Raw genomic sequence first — 12,873 nt, forward strand, 5'->3', positions numbered from 1 at the left:
CACCAGTTGATTCGCGCGCGCATGGCGCCGAACCTACCACAGGGAGCATTCGCAGCCCGTTCCGGCTCCGTCCAGCGACGGCGGCGTAGGCTGAGCCCGTGCCTGCTGTGAATCTCGGAATGCCCCGCGTGCCGGAGACCCTCGCTCCCCGTCGCAAGACCCGTCAGATCCGGGTCGGCAAGGTGCTCGTCGGCGGCGACGCCCCCGTGAGCGTCCAGTCCATGACAACGACGCCGACGACCAACATCAACGCCACCCTGCAGCAGATCGCCGAGTTGACGGCATCCGGATGCGAGATCGTGCGCGTCGCGGTGCCGTCGCAGGACGACGCGGACGTGCTCCACATCATCGCGAAGAAGAGCCAGATCCCGGTCATCGCCGACATCCACTTCCAGCCGAAGTACGTCTTCCAGGCCATCGACGCCGGCTGCGGTGCCGTGCGCGTGAACCCGGGCAACATCCGCAAGTTCGACGACCAGGTCGGCGCGATCGCGAAGGCCGCGAAGGATGCCGGAGTGTCGCTCCGCATCGGCGTCAACGCCGGTTCGCTCGATCGCCGCCTGCTCGAGAAGTACGGCAAGGCGACCCCGGAGGCGCTCGTGGAGAGCGCCGTGTGGGAGGCCTCACTGTTCGAGGAGCACGACTTCCACGACTTCAAGATCTCGGTCAAGCACAACGACCCGATCGTCATGGTGAAGGCCTACCGCCTGCTCGCCGAGCGGGGCGACTGGCCCCTTCACCTCGGCGTGACCGAGGCCGGCCCCGCGTTCCAGGGCACGATCAAGAGCGCCACCGCGTTCGGCATCCTGCTCTCCGAGGGCATCGGCGACACGATCCGTGTGTCGCTGTCGGCCCCGCCGGCCGAAGAGGTCAAGGTCGGTCACCAGATCCTCCAGTCGCTGAACCTGCGCGAGCGCAAGCTCGAGATCGTCTCGTGCCCCTCGTGCGGCCGTGCGCAGGTCGACGTCTACACCCTCGCCGACGACGTGACCGAGGGCCTGAAAGACATGACCGTCCCGCTGCGCGTGGCCGTCATGGGCTGCGTCGTCAACGGCCCCGGCGAAGCGCGCGACGCCGACCTCGGTGTGGCCTCCGGCAACGGCAAGGGGCAGATCTTCGTGAAGGGCCAGGTCATCAAGACCGTGCCCGAGGCCGAGATCGTGCAGACCCTGATCGAGGAGGCCAACCGCCTCGCCGACGAGATGGGCCCCGACGCCGCGACCGGCACCGCGCAGGTCATCACGGCCTGAGCGCTTCGGGCACCGGCGCGCGGACAGCGGTCCGCCGTCCGATAGCGTCGGGAGCCTCATGACCGACGCACCCGCCGCCTCCTTCGCCCGCCCGCTCGTCGCGGGGGTCGTCACCGCCCTCGTCGGCTTCACCAGCACCTTCGCCGTCGTTCTGACGGGGCTTCGCACGGTGGGCGCGTCGGCCGCGCAGGCGGCGAGCGGTCTGCTCGCGATCACGCTCGTCGTGGGTATCGGGTGCATCGTGCTCGCGTCGCGGTACCGCATCCCCATCACGGTCGCGTGGTCCACGCCGGGAGTCGCACTGCTCGCGGCGACGGGAGCGGTCGACGGCGGGTGGCCCGCGGTCGTGGGCGGGTTCTTCGTGTGCGCCGCGCTCATCCTGTGCACCGCGCTGTTCCCGCCGCTGGGCGCGCTCATCGCCCGCATCCCTCCCTCCATCGCGCAGGCCATGCTGGCCGGCGTCCTCCTGCCCCTCTGCGTGGCGCCGTTCGTCGGCCTCGTCGACGACCCGTGGGGCGTCGCCCCGGTGCTGATCGTCTGGCTCGTGGCATCCCGTCTGCTGCCGCGGTGGGCGGTGCCGCTCGCGTTCGTGGCGGCGATCGTCGTGGTCGCCGTCGAGCTCGCGCGCACCGGGATCGACACGGATGCCGCGTCCCTGTTGCCGCGCCTGGAGGTCACCGCCCCGACGCTCACCGTCGGCGCCGTGGTGGGCATCGCCCTGCCGCTGTTCGTGGTGACGATGGCGTCGCAGAACGTCCCCGGGGTCGCGGTGATGAAGAGCCTCGGCTACACGATCCCGTGGCGTCCCGCGATGCTGGTCACCGGCCTCGGATCGGCCGCGGCGGCCGGCTTCGGCGGTCACGTGATGAACCTCGGCGCGATCAGCGCGGCGATCGCCGCGGGCCCCGACGCCCACCCCGACCCGCGGCGCCGGTGGGTGGCGGGGGTCTCGGCCGGCGGCACGTACCTCGCGCTGGGAGCGCTGTCGGCGGCGTTCGCGGCCATCGTGCTGCTGGCCCCGGCGGGCGTCATCCCCGCCGTCGCCGGCGTGGCGCTCTTCGGCGCGTTCGGATCCGCCGTGCAGCAGGCGATCGACGACCCGGGCGAGCGTCTGCCGGCCGTCGTGACCTTCCTGGTCGCGGCATCCGGCATCGCGGTCTTCGGGGTGAGCGCGGCCTTCTGGGCGTTGCTGGCCGGACTCGTGACGCGCACGGTGCTGCACCTCGGGCGGCGGGCCGGCTGAGGAGGCGTCCGGTCGAGGCGCGGCATCCACCGCTCTAGACTCGATGATCGTGGTCACCCGTCTGTCGAACTACTTCCTCCGCACGCTCCGCGAAGATCCCTCGGATGCCGAGGTCACGAGCCACCGTCTGCTCGTGCGCGCCGGTTACATCCGCCGCAACGCCCCGGGCATCTTCGCGTGGCTGCCGCTCGGCCTGAAGGTCAAGGCCAAGATCGAGACGGTCGTGCGCGAGGAGATGGCGAACGCCGGTGCCTTCGAGGTGCACTTCCCCGCGCTGCTCCCGCGTGAGCCCTACGAGGTCACCGGTCGCTGGGAGGAGTACGGCGACGCGCTGTTCCGCCTGCAGGACCGCAAGGGCGCCGACTACCTGCTCGCCCCGACGCACGAGGAGATGTTCACCCTCCTGGTAAAGGACCTCTACTCGTCGTACAAGGACCTGCCGCTGACGATCTACCAGATCCAGGACAAGTACCGCGACGAGGCGCGTCCCCGTGCCGGCCTCCTGCGCGGCCGCGAGTTCACGATGAAGGACGCGTACTCGTTCGACGCGACGGATGCCGGTCTCGACGCGTCGTATCAGGCGCAGCGCGACGCGTACGAGCGCATCTTCACCCGCCTGGGTCTCGAGTACGTCATCGTCGCCGCCGACGCCGGCGCGATGGGCGGGTCGAAGTCGGAGGAGTTCCTGCACCCGACCCCGGTCGGGGAAGACACCTTCGTGCGCTCGGCCGGCGGCTACGCCGCCAACGTCGAGGCGTTCACGACCGTCGCACCCGACGCCCTCCCCATCGAGGGGCAGCCGGACGCCGTGATCTTCGACTCGCCGAACACCCCCACGATCGCAACCCTGGTCGACCACGCCAACGCGCACCTCGACGCTCCCGCCCCCGGCATCGCCGGCCCCGCGACGGCCGAGGCCACCGTGTGGACCGCGGCGCACACGCTCAAGAACGTCGTGCTCGCCCTCACCCACCTCGACGGCACGCGCGAGCTGGTCGTCGTGGGTCTGCCCGGCGACCGCGACGTCGACGACAAGCGCGTCGAGGTGGCGTTCGCCCCGGCCGAGGTCGAGGCCGCAACCGACGAGGACTTCGCGAAGAACCCCCTGCTGGTCAAGGGCTACATCGGCCCCTGGTCGCCCACCGGCCCCGTGCTGGGCGAGGAGTCGGCGACGAAGATCCGCTACCTGCTCGACCCCCGCGTGGTCGACGGCACCGCGTGGATCACCGGCGCCAACGTCGACCAGAAGCACGTGCACGCCCTCGTCGCGGGCCGTGACTTCGTCGGCGACGGCTTCGTCGAGGTCGCCACGGTGCGCCCGGGCGACCCCGCCCCCGACGGCTCGGGTCCGGTGGAGCTGGCGCGCGGCATGGAGATCGGCCACGTCTTCCAACTCGGTCGCAAGTACGCCGACGCTCTGGGCCTGAAGGTGCTCGACGAGAACGGCAAGCTCGCGACCGTCACGATGGGCTCGTACGGGATCGGCGTCACCCGCATCCTCGCGATCATCGCCGAACTCAACAACGACGCCAAGGGACTCATCTGGCCCGCCTCGGTCGCCCCCTTCGACGTTCACGTCGTGGCGACGGGTCGGGATGCCGTGGCCTTCGACCTCGCGGCCTCCGTGTCCGAGCAGCTCGAGGCCGCCGGTCTCGACGTGCTGTACGACGACCGACCCAAGGTGTCGCCCGGCGTGAAGTTCGGCGACGCCGAGCTCGTCGGCATCCCGCGCATCCTCATCGTGGGCCGCGGTGCCGCCGAGGGCCAGGTCGAGCTGTGGGACCGCCGCACGGGCGAGCGCGAGACCCTGTCGGTCGACGACGCCGTGGCGGCGCTGACCCGCTGACGTCCCTCCCGCGACGGCATCCCTTCCCTTCGGGGGAGGGATGCCGTTTCAGCACCCCGGGCAGGCGCGCGCCTCGGTAGCGTGGACACCATGATCGCTGCACCTCGCCTGTCGCTCAGCGACGGCTCCACGATTCCCCAGCTCGGCATCGGCACGTACAAGGTGCCGGCCGAGAGCACGGCCGCCCTCGTCGAGGGGGCGATCGCCGCGGGGTACCGTCACATCGACACCGCCGCCCTGTACGGCAACGAGGCCGAGGTGGGCGAGGGCCTGCGGGCCTCGGGCGTCGATCGCGACGAGCTGTTCGTCACGACGAAGGTCTGGAACGACGATCAGGGCTACGACCGGACCCTGCGGGCGTTCGACGCGAGCGCTGAGAAGCTCGGCCTCGACCGCGTCGACCTGTACCTGATCCACTGGCCGATCCCCAGCGCCGACCGCTACGTCGACACGTGGAAGGCGCTGCTGCGGCTGCAGCAGGAGGGACGTGCCACCTCGATCGGCGTCAGCAACTTCTCGGTGCCGCACCTCGAGCGCCTGCGCGACGAGACGGGGGTGCTGCCCGCGGTCAACCAGGTGGAGCTGCACCCGCGCTTCCCCCAGGACGACCTCGTCGCGTGGCATGCCGCCCACGGCATCGTCACCGAGGCGTGGGCGCCGCTCGCCCGGGGCGGCCTGCTGGACGACCCGGTGCTCGCGCGCCTCGCCGAGAAGTACGGCAAGACCCCGGCCCAGGTCGTCGTCCGCTGGCACCTCGACCGCGACCTCGTGGTGTTCCCCAAGTCGGTGTCGCTCGAGCGCGTCCGCGAGAACGGCGAGGTCTTCGACTTCACCCTCGACGCCGACGACCACGCGCAGATCGCGACGCTGAACACGGGGGAGCGCACGGGCCGCAACCCCGACCTCGACTGACGCGGCACACGACGGCATCCTCGGTCGTCGGTCGCGAGAGCCGCGCAGGAGCCTGAAGCGTCAGGGATCGACGGCCCGGCTCAGGCGTCGAGACGGGCGTACCGCGCACGGAAAATCGTGAAGACGCCGTAGGCGAGGAACCCGAGGCCGACCAGGCACGCCAGGACCGGGCCCGCGGGCAACGCCATCAGGGCCGACACGGCGCCGTCGAGTCCGCCCGCCGTGTCGGGCTCGACGGTGACGGCCGCGACCACGACGAGGACGCCGACGATCAGCAACGCCACACCCTTCGTCACGAACCCGATCACCCCGAGGGTCGTGAGGGCGAACCCCGCCGGCCCGTCGGGCGTGCGCACCTTGGTGTGGAACGAGCGGCGCAGTCCCATCCACACGAACCCGATGCCCACGGCCGCCACCACGGCTCCCACCGTCCCGAGCACGAACCCGCCGACCGACCAGGCCAGCACCCCTTCGCTGAGGTTCTCGGCGGCCTGCTCCGCGCGCGGGCGGGCACCGAGGGCGACGGATGCCGACACCAGACCGATCACGACGAAGACGACGCCCTGCGGCGCCTCGGTGAAGATGCGGCCGATTCGTCGCCACACCGTGAGGTGGCGCGGCGCGAACGCCTGCAGCAGGTGCCAACCGCCGAGGGCGACGAGGCCGATGGCCAGGGCCCACAGCGCAGCCGCACCGAGCGGTGCCCCCGCGAGCGCGCGGAACGCCCCGGTCTGGTCGCTGTCCTCCTGCGCGCCGAGGCCCACCGCGATCACCAGCGCTCCGATGAGCAGATGCAGGATGCCGTTGGCGGCATAGCCCGCGCGTGCGGCGACGCGGAACGCGGGGTTGGCCTCGGCGTCGCGGGCGGCGGCGCGGGCGGGAGTCGACATCAGGCCACCGTATGCCGTCGCGGGGGAGGATGCGATCGGCGCGAGCGGCGCGTCGGCGGTGCCTATCATGGCCTGATGCCCGCCACCCGCCGACCGCGCCTGCGCCGGTGGAACGCCCTTCCCGAACTCGTGCGCGACGCCCCGCCGCGCGTCCTGCTCGTGGTGGGCGCCGTGGTCGTGGCGCTCGGCGTGCTGATCGTCTCGCGCCCCCTCACCTCCCTCGTCCTGCTGGGGATCTACGTGGGCGCGAGCGCGGTGGTCATGGGGATCGTCGAGCTCGTCGGGCGCCCCGCGAGCTGGTGGGCGCGGTCGGTGTCGGCCGCATGGATCCTCGCCGGGCTCGCCGTGCTGGTCTGGCTCGGCCGCAGCCTCGAACTGCTCCCGCCGGTGCTCGCGGTGCTGCTCGTGATCGGTGGTCTCGCCTCGATCGGTCGGGCGGTCAGTCGTGGCCGCGTGAGCGCCCGCATCCTCGCCCTCTCGTGGGGCGTCGCGCAGGTCGCCTTCGGCGTGCTGTCCTTCACCTGGCCCGACGTGACGGTGCTCGTGCTCGCCGTCGTCTTCGGTGTGCGCACGATCGTCTTCGGCCTGGGCGTGCTCGCGCGCGGGGTGGCCGGCATCCGTCGCACCCGGCAGCGGAAGACGCCGTTCGATGCGCAGCGCGCGGTGCGGCGCCGACGCATTCGTGCGGGATGGGCCGCCGCCGGCCGCTACGCCCTGTCGCTCGTGCTCGTCGCGACCGCCGCGGGCGGGTGGTGGCTGAACGACTGGCTGAACGACGGCGCCCCCGTCGTCGACGCCTTCTACGACCCGCCGGTGCAGGTGCCGAGCGGGCACGGCCGGCTCATCCGGTCCGACGGCTACCTCGGCCGCCTGCCCGAGAACGGCGACGTCACCCGCATCCTCTACACGACCCGGGATGCCGTGAGTCGACCCGCCGTGGCCAGCGCGCTGGTCATCGTGCCGAAGGATCCGCCCCCGGGCCCGCGCCCGGTCATCGTGTGGAACCACGGCACGACGGGCGTGGCCCAGGGATGCGCACCGAGCCTGCGCGACGCCTCGGCGACGAAGTGGTCCATCCCCGCGCTCGAGCAGGCGCTCAAGGCCGGGTGGGTCGTCGTCGCCTCCGACTTCTCGGGGCAGGGTGCCCCCGGGGCCTATCCCTACCTCATCGGCAAGGGCGAGGCCCGCTCGTCGCTCGACGCGGTGCTCGCTACGAGCGAGCTGCGCACCGACCTCACGCTCTCGCCCGACACCGTCGTGTGGGGCCACTCCCAGGGCGGGCACGCGGCGCTGTGGACCACCGCGATCGCGGAGCACTACGCCCCGGGCATCGACGTGAAGGGCACCGCCGTCGTCGCCCCCGTCGCCGACCCGCCGGCGCTCGCGCGCGAGCTGTTGTCGGGGCCGCCGAACGCCATGCTGTCGGTGATCACGTCGTGGGTGCTCGTGCCGTACTCCGAGACCTACGCCGACGTGCATCTCGACGACTACATCGCCGAGGGATCCCGCTCGATCGTGCTGGAGATGACCCAGCGGTGCCCGAGCGAGCCGGGAGTGGTCGTCTCGGTGCTGACGGCCCTCGGCGTTTCGGAGGACCGACCGCTCTACAACGCCGACCTCACCGACGGCGCGCTCGGCCGCCGCCTCGCCGAGAACGCGATGACCGAACCGCTCGGCACCCCGATGCTCGTCGCGTGGGGCGCCGACGACGAGGTCATCCCGCCGCAGCTGCAGCGCGACTACGTGCAGAAGCTGTGCGCGGAGGGGCAGCCGGTGCGGTGGGCGACCTACGCCGGCTACGACCACCTGCGGCCGATCCTGCCGAAATCGCGCTTCCTGCCCGTGCTGTACAGCTGGACGAAGAACCTCCTCGAGGGGCGGGATCAGGTCGTCGACGGGTGCGGTCTGCGCTGATCCGGGTCCGGCCGCTCCGGGCCCGCCCGCTCCGGCGGTTCCGTCCGTGCGGCGAACGGGTGAAGATCGTGTGTCGGCGCGGATGCGGTCTTGGAAGTCTTCGCGGTTCTCATTACGGTCGGAGAGTGCCCGAGAACACCCCTGAGCTGCGCCCGACCCACCCCCTGGCCCTCGCGCCCGTCGTCGCCCCCGCGGCATCCGTCGACGGTTTCGCGAAACAGTTCCTGCAGAACCTGAACTTCGACCAGGGCGTGACCCTGTCGAGCTCCGACGTCAACGACCAGTACCTGGCCCTCGCGTACACGGTGCGCGACTACCTGATGGCGCGGTGGTTCGACGACCGCGCGCAGCAGAAGGCCCAGCAGAACAAGACCGTCTGCTACCTCTCGGCCGAATACCTGCTCGGTCGTCAGCTCGACAACAACCTCCTCGCCGCACGTCTGACCGACATCGCCACCGAGGCCCTCGCGCAGTGCGGCATCGACATCGACGACCTCCGCGCCGTCGAGATCGAGCCCGGCCTCGGCAACGGCGGCCTCGGCCGCCTTGCCGCGTGCTTCGTGGACTCGCTCGCGACGATGAGCGTGCCGGCGATCGGATACGGCATCCGCTACGAGTACGGCATCTTCCGCCAGGCGTTCGCCGACGGGCAGCAGATCGAGCAGCCCGACGCGTGGCTGCGCATGGGCTCGCCGTGGGACTTCGCCCACCCCGAGGCCGCGCAGACCATCTCGTTCGCCGGCACCACCGAGACCTACGACGACAATGACGTCGAGCGCACCCGCTGGGTGCCCGAGTGGAGCGTGCTCGCCGTGCCGTACAACATGATGGTCCCCGGCTACCACAACGGTCGCGTGAACACCCTGCGCCTCTGGCGGGCCGTGGCCACGAACGCCTTCGACCTCCACACCTTCAACTCCGGCGACTACGTGCAGTCGGTGCGCGCGCAGACCTTCGCGGAGAACATCTCCAAGGTGCTCTACCCCGAGGACTCCACGCCCCAGGGCAAGGAGCTGCGTTTGCAGCAGCAGTACTTCTTCGTCGCGGCATCCATCGCCGACTTCATCGAGAACGTGCTGCCCGACGACTTCGATCTCGAGAAGCTCCCCGAGCGCGTCATCTTCCAGCTCAACGACACGCACCCCGTCATCGGGGTGCCCGAGCTCATGCGCGTGCTCGTCGACGAGAAGAAGCTCGAATGGGATGCCGCGTGGGCCATCACCCAGAAGTGCTTCGCCTACACGTGCCACACGCTGCTGCCCGAGGCGCTCGAGGTCTGGTCGGTCGACCTGCTCGGCCGCCTGCTGCCGCGCCACCTCGAGATCATCTACAAGATCAACGACGCGTTCCTGCTCGAGGTGCGCGAGCGATTCGGCGACGACGAGCTGCTCATCCGCAACATGTCGATCATCGGCGAGCACCCGTTCCGCTCCGTGCGCATGGCCTACCTCGCCACGGTCGCCGGATCGAAGGTCAACGGCGTCGCCGAGCTGCACTCGCAGCTGCTGCGCGACAACGTACTGAAGGACTTCGCCACGATGTGGCCCGACAAGTTCACCAACGTCACCAACGGCGTCACGCCGCGCCGCTTCCTGCGCCTAGCCAACCCCGACCTCTCAGCCCTCATCACCGAAGCCCTCGGCGCCGGGTGGACCGTCGACCTCGAGCGTCTCCGGGGTCTGGAGGCCCTCGCCGACGACGCCGATTTCCGCGAGCGGTTCGCCGCGGTGAAGGCGTCGAACAAGCGCCGGCTCAGCCGCGTGCTCGAGGCCCGCGGAGAGGCGCCGCTGTCGGACGACCACCTCATCGACGTCATGATCAAGCGCCTGCACGAGTACAAGCGCCAGACGCTGAAGGTGCTGCACATCGTCAGCACCTACGAGGGCATCGTCTCCGGCCGTCTCGATGTGGATGCCGTGCAGCCGCGCACGTTCCTCTTCGGCGCCAAGGCCGCCCCGGGTTACGGCATGGCCAAGCGCATCATCCACCTCGTCAACGCCGTCGGCGAGGTGGTCAGCGCCGACGAGCGCGTCCAGGGCAAGCTCAAGGTGCTCTATCCCGCCAATTACAACGTGACGCTGGCGGAGAGCATCATCCCCGCCGCCGACCTGTCGGAGCAGATCTCGCTCGCGGGCAAGGAGGCCTCGGGAACGGGCAACATGAAGCTCGCGCTGAACGGCGCGTTGACGATCGGAACGGACGACGGCGCGAACGTCGAGATCCGCAAGCTGGTCGGCGACGACAACTTCTTCCTCTTCGGCATGAGCGAGCCCGAGGTCGAGGCGCTGTGGGCCGACGGCTACCGCCCCGCCGAGTTCTACCAGCGCGACGAGCGACTGCGCAGTGCCATCGACCTGATCGCTTCGGGGGCGTTCTCCGACGGCGACCGCACGGTCTTCGAGCCCCTCGTGTCGAACCTGCTGTACGAAGACCGGTTCATGGCGCTCGCCGACTTCTCGTCGTACCTCGACGCCCAGGACCGCGTCGACGCCGCCTACGCCGACCAGGACGGCTGGGTGCGCTCGGCCATCCTCAACGTCGCCCGTAGCGGCTACTTCTCCTCCGATCGGGCGATGCGCGACTACCTCGACCGCATCTGGCACGCGACCCCGGTCAGCTGAGTCGGACCGGCTGCCACGGCCATGCCGGTCGTGGCATCCGGAACGCTTCGGCAGGAAGCCGACGGCGGTTGACCGTCGCGGCACGGCGCAGCGAGACGCCACGCGCGAGGCTGGGGGGACCCGATCCTGGAGGCCTCGTGCGCATCGACGACATCCCCGTGCCCGATACCGCCGCCGCGCGCGCGGCCCTGACGCTCGCGCAGGAGTACCAGTCGGCGGCGATCACCGCCCACGGCTTGAGGTCGTGGCTGTGGGCGGAGGGGTTCGCCCGGGCCGGCGGATTCGACGGCATCGACCACGAGCTGCTGTACGTCTCGGCCGTGCTGCACGACATCGGCACGGTGCACGAGTTCGACAACCACACGCTGTCGTACGAAGACGCCGGCGGGCACGTGGCGATCGCCCTCACTGCGGGGGCGGGGTGGCCGCGTGAGCGTCGCCGGCGGGCGCTGGAGGTGATCGTGCGGCACAACTGGACCAGCGTCGATCCGACGATGGATGCCGAGGGCCACCTCCTCGAGATCGCCACGGGTCTCGACATCTCCGGCGCGCGGGCCGACGTGCTGCCCGAGGCGTTCCTGCGGGAGGTGCTGACGGCTCATCCCCGCGGCGACCTGGCCGCCGAGTTCGGTGCGTGCGTGCGCGATCAGGCCGCCCGCAAGCCCGACACCGCCGCGCGACGGCTCGTCGACGGGGGAGTGGTCGCGAAGCTCGCCGCCAACCCGCTCGAGCGACTCTGAAACGACTGTGCATCGGCATCCGGCATCCCTCCGGAGTCGCGAGGCGCGGGGCATCCCGGGTATCGTAGGAGGGTTGTCGGCGCCGGTCGCGTCGACGAGAGCTGAATAACGGAGGGCCTTGTGGACATCGATCTCGCACTTCTGAAGACGATCGAACGCGAGAAGGAGATCCCCTTCGACGAACTCGCGCGCATCATCGAGCAGGCGATCCTGACCGCCTACGCCAAGCACATCTCGCCGTCCGGCGAGATCCCGGTCGGCGCCCGCGCCTCGCTCGACCGCAAGACCGGTCACGTGGGCATCTTCACCCCCGTCACCGACGACGAGGGCGCCGTCATCGGCGAAGAGGAGCAGGCTCCCGACGACTTCGGCCGTATCGCCGCCTTCGCCGCGAAGCAGGTCATCAGCCAGCGCCTGCGCGACATCGCCGACGATGCGGTGCTGGGCGAGTTCCGCGGCAAAGAGGGCGACATCGTCGCCGGCGTCGTGCAGCAGGGTCCCAACCCCCGCATGGTCCACGTCGACCTCGGCACGGTCGAGGCGATCCTCCCGCCCGAGGAGCAGGTCCCGGGCGAGACCTACCCGCACGGCTCCCGCCTGCGCGTGTACGTGACGAGCGTCGCGAAGGGCAACAAGGGCCCGCAGATCACCGTGTCGCGCACGCACCCGGGTCTCGTGCGCAAGCTGTTCGCGCTCGAGGTCCCCGAGATCGCCGCGGGCCTGGTCGAGATCGTCTCGCTCGCGCGCGAAGCCGGTCACCGCTCCAAGATCGCCGTGAAGGCCAACGACCCGACGGTGAACGCCAAGGGCGCCTGCATCGGAGAGCTCGGTCGCCGCGTGCGCGCCGTGACCGAGGAACTCGCCGGCGAGAAGATCGACATCATCGACTACGACGCCGAGCTGCCGCGCTTCGTCGCCAATGCGCTGTCGCCCGCGAAGGTCACGTCGTCGTTCGTGCTCGACGCTTCGACCAAGGCCGTCCGCGCCCTCGTCCCGGACTACCAGCTGTCGCTCGCGATCGGCAAGGAGGGGCAGAACGCCCGCCTCGCCGCCAAGCTGACCGGCGCCAAGATCGACATCCAGCCGGACAGCATCCTCGAAGACAACTGAGCGTCAGATCGTCCGGGCGATCGCGAGGTGTAAGATGGAACCCGTACGAACGTGCGTCGGATGCCGCGCACGCGCCCCCCGATCATCGCTTCTGCGTGTGGTCGCCGACGGATCGGTCCTCGTCGCAGACGAGCGAGCGGTGCTGCCGGGCCGGGGAGCGTGGGTGCACGAGACGGACGCATGCGTGAGCAAAGCGCTTTCGCGTCGCGCCTTCGTACGAGCATTGCGTGTGTCAGGCCCGCTTGACACGCAGACCTTCGAATCAACCCTCCAGCGAAAAGGCTGAACGGCTATGGACACGAAGTGAACGGCTCGAAATGAGACCCGTCCGCAACTAGCGGTCTGCC

At 70.5% G+C, this 12,873-nt stretch carries 10 protein-coding genes; 9 read left to right on the forward strand and 1 reads right to left on the reverse strand.

The annotated features are described in order from the left end of the window. Positions 1 to 98 precede the first annotated feature (98 nt). The 4 genes from ispG to B0B15_RS07445 all read left to right on the forward strand — a co-directional run bounded on the left by ispG (position 99) and on the right by B0B15_RS07445 (position 5,251). Positions 99 to 1,250, forward strand: coding sequence for a flavodoxin-dependent (E)-4-hydroxy-3-methylbut-2-enyl-diphosphate synthase (ispG, locus tag B0B15_RS07430; RefSeq protein WP_176776587.1), 1,152 nt, complete (start codon positions 99 to 101; stop codon positions 1,248 to 1,250). Positions 1,251 to 1,308: 58 nt separating this feature from the next. Then, positions 1,309 to 2,493, forward strand: a complete 1,185-nt coding sequence (locus B0B15_RS07435; RefSeq protein ID WP_076674646.1) for a benzoate/H(+) symporter BenE family transporter — start codon at positions 1,309 to 1,311, stop codon at positions 2,491 to 2,493. A 49-nt stretch (positions 2,494 to 2,542) separates the two neighbouring features. Beyond that, on the forward strand, positions 2,543 to 4,339 hold the full coding sequence (locus B0B15_RS07440; protein ID WP_076675276.1) for a proline--tRNA ligase: 1,797 nt from the start codon (positions 2,543 to 2,545) through the stop codon (positions 4,337 to 4,339). 90 nt (positions 4,340 to 4,429) lie between these two features. After that, positions 4,430 to 5,251 carry an aldo/keto reductase gene (locus tag B0B15_RS07445; protein ID WP_076674648.1) on the forward strand — a complete coding sequence of 274 codons (822 nt, stop codon included), beginning with the start codon at positions 4,430 to 4,432 and terminating at the stop codon, positions 5,249 to 5,251. Between the two features lie 80 nt (positions 5,252 to 5,331). Here B0B15_RS07445 and B0B15_RS07450 read toward each other — a convergent pair whose 3' ends face one another. Continuing rightward, positions 5,332 to 6,141 carry a DUF1206 domain-containing protein gene (locus B0B15_RS07450; RefSeq protein WP_076674649.1) on the reverse strand — a complete coding sequence of 270 codons (810 nt, stop codon included), beginning with the start codon at positions 6,139 to 6,141 and terminating at the stop codon, positions 5,332 to 5,334. 75 nt (positions 6,142 to 6,216) lie between these two features. Between B0B15_RS07450 and B0B15_RS07455 the strand changes: the two genes are divergently transcribed. The 5 genes from B0B15_RS07455 to B0B15_RS07475 all read left to right on the forward strand — a co-directional run bounded on the left by B0B15_RS07455 (position 6,217) and on the right by B0B15_RS07475 (position 12,812). Continuing rightward, positions 6,217 to 8,055: a lipase family protein gene (locus tag B0B15_RS07455; RefSeq protein WP_076674651.1), complete on the forward strand. Its 1,839-nt coding sequence runs from the start codon at positions 6,217 to 6,219 to the stop codon at positions 8,053 to 8,055. Between the two features lie 125 nt (positions 8,056 to 8,180). Beyond that, positions 8,181 to 10,676, forward strand: coding sequence for a glycogen/starch/alpha-glucan phosphorylase (locus B0B15_RS07460; RefSeq protein WP_083708908.1), 2,496 nt, complete (start codon positions 8,181 to 8,183; stop codon positions 10,674 to 10,676). 158 nt (positions 10,677 to 10,834) lie between these two features. Next, positions 10,835 to 11,416 carry an HD domain-containing protein gene (locus B0B15_RS07465; RefSeq protein WP_256714469.1) on the forward strand — a complete coding sequence of 194 codons (582 nt, stop codon included), beginning with the start codon at positions 10,835 to 10,837 and terminating at the stop codon, positions 11,414 to 11,416. A gap of 120 nt (positions 11,417 to 11,536) precedes the next feature. Continuing rightward, entirely contained in the window at positions 11,537 to 12,526 is a 990-nt protein-coding gene (nusA, locus tag B0B15_RS07470; protein ID WP_076674654.1) for a transcription termination factor NusA, read from the forward strand. Between the two features lie 34 nt (positions 12,527 to 12,560). Then, on the forward strand, positions 12,561 to 12,812 hold the full coding sequence (locus tag B0B15_RS07475; protein WP_076674655.1) for a YlxR family protein: 252 nt from the start codon (positions 12,561 to 12,563) through the stop codon (positions 12,810 to 12,812). Positions 12,813 to 12,873: the final 61 nt, after the last annotated feature.

The sequence above is a fragment of the Microbacterium sp. RU1D genome (genome assembly GCF_900156435.1).
Classification (GTDB): Bacteria; Actinomycetota; Actinomycetes; order Actinomycetales; family Microbacteriaceae; genus Microbacterium.